At 65.5% G+C, this 14,597-nt stretch carries 17 protein-coding genes; all 17 read left to right on the top strand.

The window, feature by feature from the left end:
* Nucleotides 1-225: 225 nt before the first annotated feature.
* The 17 genes from SIL87_RS05065 to SIL87_RS04985 all read left to right on the top strand — a co-directional run bounded on the left by SIL87_RS05065 (nt 226) and on the right by SIL87_RS04985 (nt 14,589).
* Nucleotides 226-1,647 (top strand): form I ribulose bisphosphate carboxylase large subunit, encoded by a 1,422-nt coding sequence (locus SIL87_RS05065; RefSeq protein WP_319613117.1) that lies wholly within the window; start codon nt 226-228, stop codon nt 1,645-1,647.
* Between the two features lie 101 nt (nt 1,648-1,748).
* Nucleotides 1,749-2,075 carry a ribulose bisphosphate carboxylase small subunit gene (locus SIL87_RS05060; protein ID WP_319613116.1) on the top strand — a complete coding sequence of 109 codons (327 nt, stop codon included), beginning with the start codon at nt 1,749-1,751 and terminating at the stop codon, nt 2,073-2,075.
* Between the two features lie 66 nt (nt 2,076-2,141).
* On the top strand, nt 2,142-4,922 hold the full coding sequence (locus tag SIL87_RS05055; protein WP_319613115.1) for a CsoS2 family carboxysome shell protein: 2,781 nt from the start codon (nt 2,142-2,144) through the stop codon (nt 4,920-4,922).
* A gap of 10 nt (nt 4,923-4,932) precedes the next feature.
* Complete coding sequence (locus SIL87_RS05050) at nt 4,933-6,453, top strand: carboxysome shell carbonic anhydrase (RefSeq protein ID WP_319613114.1); 1,521 nt, start codon at nt 4,933-4,935, stop codon at nt 6,451-6,453.
* The gene (locus tag SIL87_RS05045) at nt 6,450-6,704 is read left to right on the top strand and encodes a carboxysome peptide A (protein ID WP_319613113.1); all 255 of its coding nucleotides are present in this window, start codon (nt 6,450-6,452) and stop codon (nt 6,702-6,704) included. Before SIL87_RS05050 ends, SIL87_RS05045 begins: the two co-directional genes overlap by 4 nt.
* A gap of 1 nt (nt 6,705) precedes the next feature.
* Nucleotides 6,706-6,951 carry a carboxysome peptide B gene (locus SIL87_RS05040; protein WP_319613112.1) on the top strand — a complete coding sequence of 82 codons (246 nt, stop codon included), beginning with the start codon at nt 6,706-6,708 and terminating at the stop codon, nt 6,949-6,951.
* Between the two features lie 114 nt (nt 6,952-7,065).
* The gene (locus SIL87_RS05035; protein ID WP_319613111.1) at nt 7,066-7,362 is read left to right on the top strand and encodes a BMC domain-containing protein; all 297 of its coding nucleotides are present in this window, start codon (nt 7,066-7,068) and stop codon (nt 7,360-7,362) included.
* A gap of 41 nt (nt 7,363-7,403) precedes the next feature.
* Nucleotides 7,404-7,700, top strand: a complete 297-nt coding sequence (locus SIL87_RS05030; RefSeq protein WP_319613110.1) for a BMC domain-containing protein — start codon at nt 7,404-7,406, stop codon at nt 7,698-7,700.
* A gap of 36 nt (nt 7,701-7,736) precedes the next feature.
* Nucleotides 7,737-8,075 carry a BMC domain-containing protein gene (locus SIL87_RS05025; protein ID WP_319613109.1) on the top strand — a complete coding sequence of 113 codons (339 nt, stop codon included), beginning with the start codon at nt 7,737-7,739 and terminating at the stop codon, nt 8,073-8,075.
* Nucleotides 8,076-8,087: 12 nt separating this feature from the next.
* Nucleotides 8,088-8,510 carry a ferritin-like domain-containing protein gene (locus tag SIL87_RS05020; RefSeq protein WP_319613108.1) on the top strand — a complete coding sequence of 141 codons (423 nt, stop codon included), beginning with the start codon at nt 8,088-8,090 and terminating at the stop codon, nt 8,508-8,510.
* Nucleotides 8,507-8,779, top strand: a complete 273-nt coding sequence (locus tag SIL87_RS05015; protein ID WP_319613107.1) for a hypothetical protein — start codon at nt 8,507-8,509, stop codon at nt 8,777-8,779. Before SIL87_RS05020 ends, SIL87_RS05015 begins: the two co-directional genes overlap by 4 nt.
* Nucleotides 8,779-9,414: a ParA family partition ATPase gene (parA, locus tag SIL87_RS05010; protein ID WP_319613106.1), complete on the top strand. Its 636-nt coding sequence runs from the start codon at nt 8,779-8,781 to the stop codon at nt 9,412-9,414. The genes SIL87_RS05015 and parA overlap by 1 nt, the downstream gene beginning before the upstream one ends.
* Nucleotides 9,411-9,713 (top strand): hypothetical protein, encoded by a 303-nt coding sequence (locus tag SIL87_RS05005; protein ID WP_319613105.1) that lies wholly within the window; start codon nt 9,411-9,413, stop codon nt 9,711-9,713. Before parA ends, SIL87_RS05005 begins: the two co-directional genes overlap by 4 nt.
* A 48-nt stretch (nt 9,714-9,761) precedes the next feature.
* Nucleotides 9,762-10,730, top strand: coding sequence for a CbbQ/NirQ/NorQ/GpvN family protein (locus SIL87_RS05000; protein ID WP_319613104.1), 969 nt, complete (start codon nt 9,762-9,764; stop codon nt 10,728-10,730).
* A gap of 21 nt (nt 10,731-10,751) precedes the next feature.
* Nucleotides 10,752-13,109, top strand: coding sequence for a nitric oxide reductase activation protein NorD (locus SIL87_RS04995; RefSeq protein WP_319613103.1), 2,358 nt, complete (start codon nt 10,752-10,754; stop codon nt 13,107-13,109).
* A complete protein-coding gene (locus tag SIL87_RS04990) occupies nt 13,109-13,762 on the top strand; it encodes a BMC domain-containing protein (RefSeq protein WP_319613102.1) in 654 nt (217 codons plus the stop codon). The genes SIL87_RS04995 and SIL87_RS04990 overlap by 1 nt, the downstream gene beginning before the upstream one ends.
* Nucleotides 13,762-14,589: a S1 family peptidase gene (locus SIL87_RS04985; protein ID WP_319613101.1), complete on the top strand. Its 828-nt coding sequence runs from the start codon at nt 13,762-13,764 to the stop codon at nt 14,587-14,589. The genes SIL87_RS04990 and SIL87_RS04985 overlap by 1 nt, the downstream gene beginning before the upstream one ends.
* Nucleotides 14,590-14,597: the final 8 nt, after the last annotated feature.

Here is a 14,597-nt window from a genome sequence, read left to right as displayed (position 1 = left end):
AAGAATTCCATATTTTCCATGATCATCTTTACCCTGTATGAGGCGATCAGGTTACTCAAAAAACAAAAGTCTGCCCCGCCCCAGGTTGAGAGAAAACGGTCCGTCGCGTGTTCACCCATCCATGTTTCTGAAGGTACGTCGCCTAAGATGTTCGCCGTGGCCTGTCAAAGCCGGCAGGCCCATCGTCGCGTTTAACAATGTTTTTGCTATCATAGGGAGATTGAAATGAGCGGAAAGAAATACAGTGCGGGGGTCAAGGAATACCGACACACGTATTGGACACCGGACTACACGCCACTCGATACGGATATCCTGGCCTGCTTCAAAATCACCCCGCAGGCCGGTGTCGATCGTGAAGAAGCCGCAGCGGCGGTCGCGGCGGAATCCTCGACCGGCACATGGACCACGGTGTGGACCGACCTGCTGACCGACCTCGATTATTACAAGGGCCGCTCCTACCGCATCGAAGACGTGCCGGGCGACGATACCTGTTTCTATGCCTTCATCGCCTACCCGATCGATCTGTTCGAAGAAGGTTCGGTGGTCAACGTGTTCACCTCGCTGGTGGGCAACGTGTTCGGCTTCAAGGCCGTGCGCGCCCTGCGGCTCGAGGACGTGCGATTCCCGATCGCCTACGTGAAAACCTGCGGCGGTCCGCCGTGCGGCATTCAGGTCGAGCGCGACAAGCTCAACAAATACGGCCGTCCGATGCTGGGCTGCACGATCAAGCCGAAGCTCGGCCTGTCCGCCAAAAATTATGGCCGCGCGGTCTACGAAGCCCTGCGCGGCGGCCTCGACTTCACCAAGGACGACGAAAACGTCAACAGCCAGCCCTTCATGCGCTGGCGCGAGCGTTTCGATTTCGTGATGGAAGCAATCCACAAATCCGAAGCAGAGACCGGCGAGCGCAAGGGTCACTACCTGAACGTGACCGCGCCGACGCCCGAGGAAATGTACAAGCGTGCCGAATACGCCAAGGAAATCGGCGCGCCGATCATCATGCACGACTACATCACCGGCGGCTTCACCGCCAATACCGGTCTTGCCAACTGGTGCCGCAACAACGGCATTCTTCTGCACATCCATCGCGCGATGCATGCCGTGGTCGACCGCAATCCCCACCACGGCATCCATTTCCGGGTGCTGACGAAAATCCTGCGTCTCTCCGGCGGCGATCACCTGCACACCGGCACCGTGGTCGGCAAGCTCGAAGGCGATCGCGCCTCGACGCTCGGCTGGATCGACCTGCTGCGTGAATCCTTCGTCGCGGAAGACCGCTCGCGCGGCATCTTCTTCGATCAGGATTGGGGATCGATGCCGGGCGCCTTCGCGGTCGCCTCGGGCGGTATCCACGTGTGGCACATGCCCTCGCTGGTCACCATCTTCGGCGACGATTCGGTCCTGCAGTTCGGCGGCGGCACCCTCGGCCACCCCTGGGGCAATGCCGGCGGCGCGCACGCCAACCGCGTCGCGGTCGAAGCCTGCGTTCAGGCGCGCAACGAAGGGCGTGATCTGGAACGCGAAGGCAAGGACATTCTCACCGCCGCCGCCGCGCATTCTCCCGAGCTCAAGATCGCCATGGAAACCTGGAAAGAAATCAAGTTCGAATTCGACACGGTGGACAAGCTCGACGTCACCAACCGATAGTCGCCGCTTGCCGGCATCGTTCGTTCGATCGGTGCCGGCTGGTCCTCCTTTCAGCTTTACAAGGCCAGCTTCAGAAGGCCAGCTTTACAAGGAATATCATCATGTCCGTTCAAGCCTACAATTCCTCACTGAAATACGAGACCTTCTCCTACCTCCCGCCGATGACCCCGGAACAGGTGCGCCGCCAGGTGGCCTACACGATCGCCCAGGGCTGGAATCCCGCCGTCGAGCACACCGAGCGCGGCACCCCCGCCCATGTCAGCTACTGGTACATGTGGAAACTGCCGTTGTTCGGCGAGCAATCGGTCGACGCCGTCATGGCCGAAATCGAAGCCTGCCACCGCGCCTATCCGGATCACCTGGTTCGCTACGTCGCCTACGACAACTATGCCCAGAGCCAGGGACTTTCGTTCGTCGTCTATCGCTGATCGGGCCGATACCGGTCCACGATGAACGACGCTGCTACGAAGACATGAAACGTCGAGGTGATTGCCATGACAGCCGCCCATAAACCAGCAGGCGCGACCCTTTCGGGACGTGAAATCGCCTTGATGCGCCGCCAGGCCATGACACAACATGGCAAGGCGGGACTCAACAAGCTGGCGACCGCAACGTTCGTCTCGCCTGCCAGAGCCGCGACCACGGCGACCCGGTCAGCCTCGATGCCCAGCGCCCACATCCGGCCCGGCAGTCATGCCGCAGGCACACCGCAACACCAGCCGGCTTCCGCTCCGCCCGTCGCGCCGAAACGCGCGGCGCTGGAGCGGCGGCAGGCGTTGAGCCGGATGGGCAAGTCCGCCCTGACCGGTGCCGCGAAGCCGCAGAACGCCGAGCCGGCCCGTCACGGCCGGACCAAACCGGTGCCATCGCGTCCCGGGCAGGCCGCAGCCGCCGCACATGATTGCGGCTGCGCGACCCCATCCTCCAAAAATGACGCCCAAACCTGCGCGTGCCAGACCCCGGCAGGGCATTCAGCCGGCCACGCCGATCCCTCCATCACGCACACCTCGAACGACGCGCCGCGCCGCGAGGTCCAGCCGGTCGGCAAGGCACTCGCCCGTGCCCGCCGCGTCGCCCTTTCCCAGGACGGCAAATCCGGGATCAAGCGCGTCGAGCAAGCCACCCGAATCGCCGCCTCCCTGCCCGGGCAGGACTGGCAGATGGCCATCACCAAAGGCGCAAGCGGGCGTCAGGTCGCGATGCAGCACCGCAAGGTTCGCGCCCTGATGGGCACCTGCAACACCAACCGCGCCACCACCCGCCCCAGCGCGCATGTGCGCGTCCGTCCCGCCTTCATGGAAACGCCACCGAAGGTCGAGGAAGCCCACACCCTGTCGGGCACCGCCGTCACCGGCACCATGGTCGAGCGCAGCCGCAAAGTCACCGGCAACGAGCCGGGTTCGTGCCGCACGATCACCGGCACCGAATATATCGGCTTCGAGCAGTACGGCGAAATCTGCGACATCAAGGTCGAGCCCGGGCCGTTGAAGGTCCGTTCGAGCCAGACGGCACGGGATCTGACCGTCACGGGCACCGAGATCGGCTACGCCCGCTCGATGACCGGCAACGAGGCCGGCGCCTGCCGCGCCGTCACCGGCATCGACTACCTGCCCGCCAATATGTACGACAAATTCTGCCCGACCCGCCCATCAGCCGGGCCCGTCAAGGTCGTGAGCGAAGCGACCCCCAAGGGCAAGACCATCAGCGGCACCCTCGTCGGTCGGCCCTCGCAGGTCACCGGCGGCGAAATGGGCGCGGACCGCGCGATCACCGGCACGTCCTACGGTCGCCTCTCCGCCGATACCGCGCCGCCCAAGGTCGGCATGACCCACACCCACGCGGCGCTGCCTCTCACCGGCACCACCGTGGGGCGCGACTCCAAAGTCACCGGGGACGAACCGGGCTCATGCCGCAACGTAACGGGCAGCCAGTATCTGTCCGCCGAACATTTCAAGGATTTCTGTCGCAGCGAGGTGCCTGCACCCGCGCGCCGGATGAGCGTGATGTCCACCCCCGGCGGCCAGACGATGACCGGCAGCGATGTCGGGCGGTCCCACCACGTAACAGGCGATGAAGCCGGTTCATGCCGCGCCGTCACCGGCAACCAGTATTTCAACGCCAAGGATTTCGGCGCCCTCTGTAACACCGGCGGTCCGCGCAAGGTGGCGCGGATCGAAACCAGAGGTGGCGCGGGCATGAGCGGGACGGAGACCGCCTCAAGCCCAAAAATGTCCGGTGACGAGGCAGGTCGGTGCAGCCCCGTCACCGGAACCGACTATTTCAGCGCCGACCAGTCGGCAGCGCTGTGTGGTCCCAACGCACCCCGGATCAAACCCGTGAGCAAGGTCGGCGTCGACCTCACCCTCAACGGCAAGCAGGTGACCGGCAGCGCCTTCGGGCGGTCCGAGCAGGTCACCGGCGATGAATACGGCGCCTGCTCGCCGATCAGCGGCTCGTCCTATATCGGGCGCGGCCAGTACCAGACGTTCTGCGCCCCCGAGAGCCTCCAGGCCCAGTCGGCCCGGGTGCGCGACCGGGCGAGCATCCCCGCGACCATGGTCAGCGGCGACCGCCCCGGCGCGGGCGGCAGCACCATGACCGGCGACGAGCGCGGCACCTGCCTGACCGTGACCGGCGCGCCCTATATCGGTGCCGACAACATGGCATCCTCCTGCGCGACGCGCCCCGACACGGCAAATCGCTTTCTCTCCCGTCAACGTCCGCCCGAGCCCGACAAGCCGGCGGCGCCGACCGATTTCAGCATCCGCTCGCCTGCCCGGGTCGCCTGGGACTCCGATCGTGCCCGCGGCGATAGCGGCTCCGTCACCGGAACCGCCTACAGTGCAGTCGATCGCATCACCGGCCCCGGCAACAAGGCCGGGGGGCTGATCACCGGCACGCCGGAGTTCCGCCACCACGATTTCGCGCCGGGTGCCCGGCGCGGCACCCCGCGCGATGCCGATGCGCAGGGTGACCAGGCCCGGATCGACCTGACCAAAATCGCGAAGGCGCAACGCCTCAGCGGCGAAGCGCAAATCCACGAGCGCGTCACCGGCGATGCCTGGAAGGCCCAGAGCCGGGTTTCCGGAACCGAGGGCCGATCCAGCCTGATGCGGAACCCGTCGCAGCGCGGCAATCCGCGCGGCACGGTGATGGATGCACGCAGCCAGCCCGAAGCCGAGAAGCCGCCCGCCGCTGCCAACCTGGTAACGGGTTCGTCCGGCAATAGCGGGCGCGGGCCGCTGGTGACCGTCTCCGGCGGCGCGCGGGCGTGAGATCTGCGCGATGAACACGCGTCAACGCCGTGCTGCCCAGCAGCGCATCGTCGAGCGACCCGCCCTGCGGATCGCGCCGGCAATGCCCAACCCCGCCTGTGTCCTGGGCAGCGGGCAGCGCTGCGAGCATGCCCTGGTCGATCAGGCGTTGAACGCGGCGCTGTACGATTACGAAAGCCGGGTGAGCGCCCGGTTCGGTGCGATCGTTGATACGCTCAAGGCGATATCGGCACTTCAGTACGCGCCCGATTTCGTGCCGCGGGCACAGGCCTTGGCGGAACAGAACCTTGGTTATGCCCTGCCTGAGTCACAGCTGACCCGGACCTGGATCGCCGGACTCGACATCCGCTGGTTGCATGCCTATTGCGTGTTGCGCAGTTTCAAGTCCTCCGTCGATCACGCGGCCGTCGATAAGGCCCTGTGGTTGCCCTATGAGGCGATCGACGATCAATTTCTCCGCGATTGCGGGTTCCACACGGTCGATATCACGCCCTGCGCCGATGGCCGGCTGCAAGGTCTGCTACCCTTCGTGTTCCGCATGGCGCCGGGCCCGGAAATCATGGTCAAGGCCTATGCCGGATCGCTGTTCGATATCGAAAGCGACATGACCGACTGGGCGAAGCGCGAAATCCTGCGGCTCAGCGGCGGCCTGCCCGAAGGCTCGGAAGGCGGCAATTACCTCAAGATCGCGGTCTATCACTTCAGTACCGGCTCGCCGAAGCATCAGGGCTGCGCGGCTCACGGCAGCAACGACGCATTGGCCTGCGAAGCCGCGCTGGAGCGGCTCGCCGCGTTGCGGACGGCGATCGATGCCACCTACGGGCGCGGTGCCGCGCCCGACACGCTGCTGATCGGTCTCGACACCGATCTCGACGCCATCCGCATCCACACCCCGGATGGGGCGGGGCGGATCGATGCGACCCGGTTCATCGATGCCAGCGCGGTCTATCGCGATACCAACGGAGCCGACCCGCAAACCGCACGCGCCGCCCTGCACCGCGAAGTGATGGCCCAGGCCGAGGGCGGCATGTCCGCCGGAATGCAGGCGCTGGTGGAGCGGCTGCTCGAAGCCAATCTTTCGCAGATCGAATACGTCATCCACCATCACGCCGGGCGCTACGCGGAGCTCGGCCACGACGAGCATTTCATCTGCGCCGGTGAAGCGCCGACCAAAGTGCATGTCCGCAACATGTATTATTTCGCCCATCTCTCCACCGTCGAGGAAGGCACCGCCGACCTCGACGTCGGGATCAGGATCTTCACCGGCCTGAACCTCGCCCACGGCCTGGCGATCCCGGTGCTGGTGCACTTCACTCACGACTCGAACGTCCCCGGCGGCCGGGATCGCGCCATACTGCGCTGCCGCCGGGTCAAGGCCGCGATCGAGCAGCGCTACACCGCCCTCGCAACGCAGGGCCAGTTGCACTGCCAGATGGCGGTGAGCGACCGGAACGGCACCGAACTCTGCTGCCTCATCGAAGATCCGCCGCCCGATGCCGGGCACGGACCCAGCGCAGGACACCGGACATGAGGATCATGCGGGTCGAGAAAACCCTGGTATCCACCAACCGTCTGGAGGCATTCGGCCACCGGCCCCTGCTGGTGGTGCAGGAAAAAATCGGCGGCACGCGCAGCGTGGCGGTCGATGCGGTGGGCTGCATTCCGGGCGACTGGGTCGTGTGCGTCGGCTCCTCCGCCGCGCGCGAGGCCGCCGGGGCCAAGGATTATCCCTCCGATCTCACGATCGTCGGAATCATCGATCACTGGAAAGTGGAGGACTGACATGGAAATCATGCGCGTCATCGATGATCTCGTATGCACCCGCCGGGTTCCGGGGTTGAGCATGTCCGCGCTCAGGGTGCTGGAGAATATGCAGGGGGTCGTCGCCGTCGCGACGGACCCGGTCGGTGTGCCGTTCGGCAAATGGGTCTTCACCACCAGCGGCAGTGCGGCACGCTATGCGATGCCGGACATCGCGGTGACGACCGATCTGACGATCTGCGGCATCATCGATGATTGGTCGCCATGAAATCTAAGGGCAACCGATGCGTAAGGCGTCAGCTCGACGCCAGAACGGGGCGAATCCCGCGCGCCACAGGAGTTTACGGGGAATTTTCGGCAATATCTTTTGAGGAGTGGAAACATGGCTGAATATAACGGGATTGCCCTCGGCATGATCGAAACCCGCGGTCTGGTGCCGGCGATCGAGGCGGCGGACGCAATGACCAAAGCAGCGGAAGTGCGGCTGATCGGCCGCGAATTCGTCGGCGGCGGCTACGTCACCGTGCTGGTGCGCGGCGAGACCGGCGCGGTCAACGCCGCCGTGCGCGCCGGGGCGGATGCGTGCGAGCGCGTCGGCGACGGGCTGGTTGCCGCCCACATCATCGCCCGCGTCCATAACGAGGTCGAGGGCATCCTGCCCAAAGCGCCGACGGCCTGAGCCGCGGCTATATTTCAACGAAATCCAGAGGAGACTGAACAATGGCTGAATATATCGGAATCGCGCTCGGCATGATCGAAACCCGCGGCCTCGTCCCCGCAATCGAAGCGGCGGACGCAATGACCAAGGCGGCGGAAGTGCGACTGATCGGTCGCCAGTTCGTCGGCGGCGGCTACGTCACCGTATTGGTGCGCGGCGAGACCGGCGCAGTCAACGCCGCCGTGCGCGCCGGGGCGGATGCGTGCGAGCGCGTCGGCGACGGGCTGGTCGCAGCCCACATCATCGCCCGCGTCCATAACGAGGTCGAAGGCATCCTGCCCAAGGTCGCCACCGCCTGAGCGGCAATTTTCCAGGAAACGCAGAGGATCACAGAAATGGCTGACTATACCGGGATTGCCCTGGGCATGATCGAAACCCGCGGCCTCGTCCCCGCGATCGAAGCGGCGGACGCAATGACCAAGGCAGCGGAAGTACGGCTGATCGGCCGCCAGTTCGTCGGCGGCGGCTACGTCACCGTACTGGTGCGCGGCGAGACCGGCGCGGTCAACGCCGCCGTCCGCGCCGGGGCGGATGCGTGCGAGCGCGTCGGTGACGGGCTGGTTGCCGCCCACATCATCGCCCGCGTCCATAACGAGGTCGAGGGCATCCTGCCGAAGAAGCCGGATGCAAGCGGCGGCGGCCGCGATGGCGAGATCTCGACGGTTCGGAGCTGAGGGCACGCCCCGATGATCCGCACCGATCCGCGCACCCTCGGCTGGCTGAACCGCGCACTCAACCATGAAATGAGCGCAGTCCAGCAATATATGGCCCAACGCGTCCTCGCCCGCCTGTGGGGCGATGCCGCGTTGGCCGACCGCCTGGGAGCGGATGCGATGGAAGAACTCGATCACGCCGAACACCTCATGCGGGCGCTGATCGAGCAGGGTGTCACGCCCTCCGCCGGGGCGCTCAGGCCGCCGCGCCTGGGGCCGGATGCGGACTCGTTCGCCCACGCCAACCGCCAGATCGAGGCCGATGCGGTGCGGCTGTATCGTGAGGCTCTGGCCCATGCCCGACAGATCAGGGATCAGCACCACGAGGCGCTGTTCGCGGATCTGCTGGCGGCGGAAATGGAGCATCTGGCCGGCATCGAGGAGCAGGGATCATGACCACGCCCCCCGAGGGATGGGAAGCACGGGGACGCCCGCCGAGCTGGTTCCGCCGCTTCACCTTCGCGAAATACGCCGAGACACGCGATTTTCTCGACGGGGTGGCCGCACTCAGCGAGGAACTCGGCCTGCACCCGCAGAACATCAATTTCGCCACCACCCACGCCAACATCACGATCGAGGGCGCGGACCAGCAGGAGCCGGGCGAGGCGGAACTGGCGTTCGCGCTACGGGTCAACGCGCTGGCCGCGACGCGCGCGGGGCCGTGATGGGCACCCGGATCATCGCGATCATCAACCAGAAGGGCGGTGCCGGAAAGACCACCCTGGCAATGAACTTCGCAGCCGGTCTCGTGCAGCGCGGCTCCACCCTGGTCGTCGATCTCGATCCGCAGGGCTCGGCACGGCAATGGGCGAGTCTGGGAACCGAACCCTTCCCCGCCCCGGTCAAGCAGATCAGCGGACAATGGACCCCGCGCGGCCTGCACCGGACCTACAAGGACTGGCAATTCGTGGTGCTCGACTGTCCTCCGGCGCTCGACAGCCATGCCGCCCAGCAGGCGCTGCGCACCAGCGACATCGCGCTGATCCCCACTTTGCCGTCCCCGATCGATCTCTGGGCCAGCCTGCGTCTGCCGCAGGAAATCACCGAAGCGCGCAAGACCAACCACGCCCTGCGCGCCTTCGTCGTCCTCAACCAGATCGAGCCGAAAAGCGCGCTGTCGGCAGCGATGCGCGAAAGCCTGGCCGAATTCGGCCTGCCGGTTCTCAATGCCACCCTGCGGCGGCGTGCCGCCTACAAGACCTGCGCCCTCGAGGGACTTTCCGTCTACCAGATGGGCCGCCGCGGGCAGGATGCCGCGGCGGAAATTCAAGCGATCATCGAGGAGGTATTGCCGACATGACCACCGTAAAATCCAGACTGGCCACCAGCGTGCGGGCGGCGAAATCGCAGATCGACACGAAATCCGCGCCGGATGAAACGCCCGAACCCAAAACGAAGCCGAAGGCCGCGAGCCGGAAGCCCAAGCAGACAGCGCCGAAGACCGAGCCAAAAGCCATGCCAAAAACCGCTCACGAGCCGGCGCACAAATCCGAACCCAGGCCAAAGGCACGACACCGTCTGGCTGCGGTTCTCGAACCGGCCGGCGCACCGGCCGCGAGTGCGGGCGAGTTGTTCCCCGCCCGCGTCTGGCCGGACTGACCGGCGAGCAGTCACCACATTCTTGATACGAACAGGACCAGGGTAGCCATGAGCCTCGATCAATTCTACCGCACCTATTCCCCGCGCCAGCCGGCTTCGGCGCGCTATCCCAACCAGCGATCGATGCCGCAGCGCGCACCGGCACCCTCCCCTGCACCGGCCCCGTCCTCTGCTCCTGCCCCGTCATCTGCCCCGGCGCCCGCAGGGACCGGTTCGAACGACATTCTGGCCGCCTACCGGATCAACGAGCAACCCTACTACCGGTCAGTCGCCGATGAGGTCGAGCTGTACGAGGCGGCGTATCTGGTCCGGATGCCGATGATGCTGAAAGGGCCGACCGGCTGCGGCAAGACCCGGTTCGTCGAGCACATGGCCTGGAAACTGGGCAAGCCGCTGATCACCGTCGCCTGCAACGAGGACATGACCGCCTCCGACCTCGTCGGGCGCTTCCTGCTCGATGCCAACGGCACCCGCTGGCAGGACGGTCCGCTGGCGCTCGCGGCACGCCACGGTGCCATCTGCTACCTCGATGAGATCGTCGAGGCCCGGCAGGATACCACCGTCGTCATCCACCCGCTGACCGATGCCCGCCGGATACTCCCGCTCGACAAAAAGGGCGAGGTGATCCACGCCCATCCCGATTTCCAGGTCGTGATCTCCTACAACCCCGGCTACCAGTCCCTGATGAAGGACCTCAAGCAATCGACCAAACAGCGCTTCGGCGGGCTCGATTTCAACTACCCGGAGCACGAGGTCGAGGCCGAGATCGTCGAGCACGAATCGGGTATCGGCCGCGATATCGCGAAAAAACTGGTGCAGATCGCCGAACGCGCCCGCAATCTGAAAGGTCATGGCCTGGACGAGGGCATTTCCACCCGCATGCTGATCTATGCCGCCTCGCTGATCCAGCGCGGGGTGGACCCGCTCGCCGCCTGCCGGGTGGCGCTGGTCCGCCCGATCACGGACGACCCGGATATGCGCGACGCGCTTGATTCCGCCGTCACCACCTATCTCTGACCGAGGCCGGATTCCAGCCTGATGGCCATTCTGCTCGACGATTACCAGGACGTCATCGCCGACCTGCCGGAAGCTGCGGCGGAGGCGCTTCGCGCCGGCTGGACCGAGGTGAGCCGGGTGTTCTCCTCGCGCGGCCTCGCGAGCTATCTGCGCAGCGCCGTCGCGCTGCACCAGCTCGGGCGCGGGGAGGAACTGGTCGTCGCGTATATCGACAACATGCCCCCCGTGGCCCGCAGTCTCGGCGAGGAGGTGTTGGGCGACATCACCACGTTCCTGCTGAGCATGGCCTCGAAAACCTCGGGCCAGGTTCTCGCGCTGATCTGCGCCACCGCCCCGCTCGCCGCCGACCGCCTCGCCGATGTCGAACTGTTTCGCGGCTATCTTTCGGTGCTCGGCGTCGTGCTGGCGCAGGCCCCGCGCGGATTGCGGCCCATGCTGGAAAATCTCGACCGGCTGTTCGGCCAGCTCACCCTGGGCGGGCTGCGCCGCTGGGTGAACTGGGGCGCGCAGGCCTACAAGGCCGATTTCGACGGGCAGGCGCTCTATTTCGGCCTGAAGAGCCCCGATGCGATGGCGGTGCTCCAGCAGGAACGCAAAGGCACCCTGTTCGTCGACATCCAGCGGCGGCTCAACATCTATCTCCGCGCCATGTGGGGGCGGGATTTCTTCCTGCGCCCCACCGCCGGCGATTACGAAAATCGCGAAGGGCTGCGCGCCTATATCGAACGCTTCGTGATCCACATCGCCGACGCCTACGACGACCAGCCGATCCTCGATGCCGCGGGCGAAGTGATCACCAAGGTTCCGGCCCTCGAAGTCTATCGGGCGGTGGCCAATCACTGCGCCGCGCATCTTGCCTTCACCACCACGCCGCTGTCGCGCCAGGAACTGGTGCCGGTCCATGTCGCGGTCATCGAGATCATCGAGGATGCCCGGGTCGAGGAACTCGCCATCCGGCAGTTTCCCAACATGCGCGCCACTTGGCTCGCGCTGCACCCGCGCCCCGATGTCACCATCCCGCCCGACCGGATGGGCACGCTGTTCGCCCGCCTCGCCTATGCGCTGCTCGACCCCGGCTGGCACGATCCCCATCCCTGGGTCCAGCAAGGCGTTGCGGAATTCCGCGCCGCCGAATCGCTGGATGACAGTCAGGTCAGCTGGAACATCGGCGTCTCGCTCGTGCACGGGCTGCTCTCCGTTCCGGTGCCCGAATACGATCCGCGCCGCGACGGCCAGAGCGTCATCTACCGCGACGACAACCGTTTCGTCTGGAAGGGCGAAGCCTACGATACCGATGAAGCGCTGGCCGCAACATGGGATACCGTTCAGGTCCGCAAGAAGACCTCGCTGATGGAAATGATCAACAACCTCGATGTCGAGTTCGCCGGAGACGACGCGCAGGAGATCTGGACCCTCCCGACCGAATATATCCTCGACCAGGAAGGCGTGAGCCTCAATACGCTCGAAGGAAAGCCGCCGGTCGCCGAGCCCGTCTATTATCCCGAATGGGATTACCAGATCCAGCTCGAACGCCCGACCTGGGCCGCCGTGCTGGAGCGCCACCCGCCGGCCGGCGATCTTGCGGTGATCGACCGGATCGTCGAGGACAACAAGCCGGTCATGGCCCGGTTGCGCTTCCTGATCGAAGCCATGGCACCGCAGGGCATGCAGCGGATCCGCCACATCGAGGACGGCGACGAACTCGACCTCAACGCGGCGATCCGCGCGATGATCGACATCCGCACCGGCCAGCAACCCGACCCTCGCGTCATGATCAAATCCAAGCGCCACGTCCGCGACCTCGCGGTGACGGTGCTGCTCGACATGTCGGAATCAAGCAACGACAAGGTGCGCGGCCAGGACTACACCGTGCTCGACCTCACCCGCACCGCGACCGTGATGCTGGCCAGCGCTCTCGACCGGATCGGCGACACTTTCGCCCTGCAGGGCTTCTGCTCCGATGGCCGGCACGACGTGCATTACTACCGGTTCAAGGATTTCGATCAGCCCTATGACGATCTCGTCAAAGCCCGCCTCGCCGGCATGACCGGCGCCTATTCCACCCGCATGGGTGCCGCGCTGCGCCATGCCGGCCACCTAATCGGCCAGCAGCGCCACGCCAAAAAAATCATCTTCATGATCACTGACGGCGAACCCGCGGATAACGACATGCGCGATCCGCAATATCTGCGGCACGACACCCAGCACGCGGTCGAGGAACTGCGCCGTCAGGGCATCACCACCTACGCGATCTCGCTCGACCCGCACGCCGATCAGTACGTCTCGCGAATCTTCGGGGCGAAATACTACACCGTGGTCGATCACATCGAGCGGCTGCCCGAGCGGCTGCCATCACTCTACATGGGGCTGACGCAATAATGTCCGGGACCAGCAATGCGGACATCACCCTGCGAGCGTTCGTCTTCATCGACGCGCTGCAACCCCAGCTCGCCTCCTATCTCGCGACCTCCTCGCAAGGCTTCCTCCCCGTCCCCGGCGATGCCTGCCTGTGGATCGAGGTCGCCCCCGGCATGGCGGTCCACCGCCTCTCCGACATCGCGCTGAAAGCAACCAACGTCCACATGGGCGAACAGGTGGTCGAGCGCGCCTTCGGCTCGATGGAAATCCACTACCGCAACCAGAGCGAAGTCCTCGAAGCCGGGCGGGTGGTGTTGCGTGAACTACGCACGACGGAAGACGCGCGGATGCCCTGCCGGATCGCCTGGAAGGAAGTGATCTGCGCCATCACCCCGGACCACGCAACGCTGATCAACCGCCAGCTGCGCAAGGGCTCCATGCTCCTGCCCGGCAAATCCATGTTCATCATGGAAACCGAACCCGCCGGCTACATCGTCTACGCCGCCAACGAGGCGGAAAAAGCCGCCAACATCACGCTCGTCGATGTCCGTCCCTTCGGCACATTCGGTCGTCTCACCATGATGGGCAACGAGGCCGAAGCCAACGCGGCGCTGCAGGCCGCCGAACACGCCATCGCCACGATCAACAACAACGCAGGCCGCGTGGGCCGCTGATGCAGATCGATTCCCAGATCAAGCGCCTGCTGTTCAACACGGTGCGGGTGGATACCGAGCTCGAAGACGGCAGCAGCGGCTCGGGCACCGCCTTCATCGTCGATCACATGCACCGGACCGGCCTGCGCCAGTTCATCGTCACCAACCGCCACCTGGTCGAGAATGTGCGCCGGGGCGGACTCGTCTTCACCCAGAAGCGTGACGACCAGCCGCTGATCGGCCGGCGCTTCCATCTCGATATCGAAGATTTCTCCGCCGCCTGGTTTCCCCACCCCGATCCCGCGGTCGATCTCGCCATCGTGCCCCTCGCACCGCTCGACGCGGCCGCCCACGCGCAGGGGGTGGCGCTTTATTATCACGGCATCGACTCGCGCCTGACCCTGAGCGGGTCTGACATGCACCAGTTCGACGCGCTCGAGGAGATCCTGTTCATCGGTTATCCGAGCGGCATCTGGGATCATGTCAACCTGATGCCCATCCTGCGCCGGGGCACGACCGCAACGCCGCTCGCGCTCAACTTCGAGGGCCGGGACGAATTCCTGATCGACGCCGCCGTGTTTCCAGGATCGAGCGGCAGCCCGGTCTTCGTCGCCGAGCCCGAAAAAGGCCGCGGGCTGCGGCCCACCAAGCCGAACTACCGGTTCGCCGGCGTGATCGCCGCGGTGTTTTTCCGCGAGGAAACCAACCAGATCGTCCCGGCCCCGGTTCCCGCCGCCGCAACGGGCGCGACCTTCACCGGAGCGGAAATGGTCGATCTCGGCCTCGTCATCAAGGCAAAAGCGGTGCTCGAAATCCTCGACGCCTATTTCGTGCGGCGAGGCGACTGACGCGTCGC

Source organism: Acidiphilium acidophilum, from assembly GCF_033842475.1.
Taxonomy (GTDB): Bacteria; Pseudomonadota; Alphaproteobacteria; order Acetobacterales; family Acetobacteraceae; genus Acidiphilium; species Acidiphilium acidophilum.
The sequence above is the reverse complement of the archived record's forward strand: the minus strand, read 5'-3'. Positions and strand labels throughout refer to the sequence as shown.

Coding starts and splice junctions, on each gene's coding strand:
- SIL87_RS05025 (WP_319613109.1), top strand. CDS start 7,737: ATGGCTGACTATACCGGGATTGCCCTGGGCATGATCGAAACCCGCGGC.
- SIL87_RS04985 (WP_319613101.1), top strand. CDS start 13,762: ATGCAGATCGATTCCCAGATCAAGCGCCTGCTGTTCAACACGGTGCGG.
- SIL87_RS05000 (WP_319613104.1), top strand. CDS start 9,762: ATGAGCCTCGATCAATTCTACCGCACCTATTCCCCGCGCCAGCCGGCT.
- SIL87_RS05015 (WP_319613107.1), top strand. CDS start 8,507: ATGACCACGCCCCCCGAGGGATGGGAAGCACGGGGACGCCCGCCGAGC.
- SIL87_RS04990 (WP_319613102.1), top strand. CDS start 13,109: ATGTCCGGGACCAGCAATGCGGACATCACCCTGCGAGCGTTCGTCTTC.
- SIL87_RS05030 (WP_319613110.1), top strand. CDS start 7,404: ATGGCTGAATATATCGGAATCGCGCTCGGCATGATCGAAACCCGCGGC.
- SIL87_RS05055 (WP_319613115.1), top strand. CDS start 2,142: ATGACAGCCGCCCATAAACCAGCAGGCGCGACCCTTTCGGGACGTGAA.
- SIL87_RS05045 (WP_319613113.1), top strand. CDS start 6,450: ATGAGGATCATGCGGGTCGAGAAAACCCTGGTATCCACCAACCGTCTG.
- SIL87_RS05035 (WP_319613111.1), top strand. CDS start 7,066: ATGGCTGAATATAACGGGATTGCCCTCGGCATGATCGAAACCCGCGGT.
- SIL87_RS05005 (WP_319613105.1), top strand. CDS start 9,411: ATGACCACCGTAAAATCCAGACTGGCCACCAGCGTGCGGGCGGCGAAA.
- SIL87_RS05020 (WP_319613108.1), top strand. CDS start 8,088: ATGATCCGCACCGATCCGCGCACCCTCGGCTGGCTGAACCGCGCACTC.
- parA (WP_319613106.1), top strand. CDS start 8,779: ATGGGCACCCGGATCATCGCGATCATCAACCAGAAGGGCGGTGCCGGA.
- SIL87_RS05040 (WP_319613112.1), top strand. CDS start 6,706: ATGGAAATCATGCGCGTCATCGATGATCTCGTATGCACCCGCCGGGTT.
- SIL87_RS05050 (WP_319613114.1), top strand. CDS start 4,933: ATGAACACGCGTCAACGCCGTGCTGCCCAGCAGCGCATCGTCGAGCGA.
- SIL87_RS05065 (WP_319613117.1), top strand. CDS start 226: ATGAGCGGAAAGAAATACAGTGCGGGGGTCAAGGAATACCGACACACG.
- SIL87_RS05060 (WP_319613116.1), top strand. CDS start 1,749: ATGTCCGTTCAAGCCTACAATTCCTCACTGAAATACGAGACCTTCTCC.
- SIL87_RS04995 (WP_319613103.1), top strand. CDS start 10,752: ATGGCCATTCTGCTCGACGATTACCAGGACGTCATCGCCGACCTGCCG.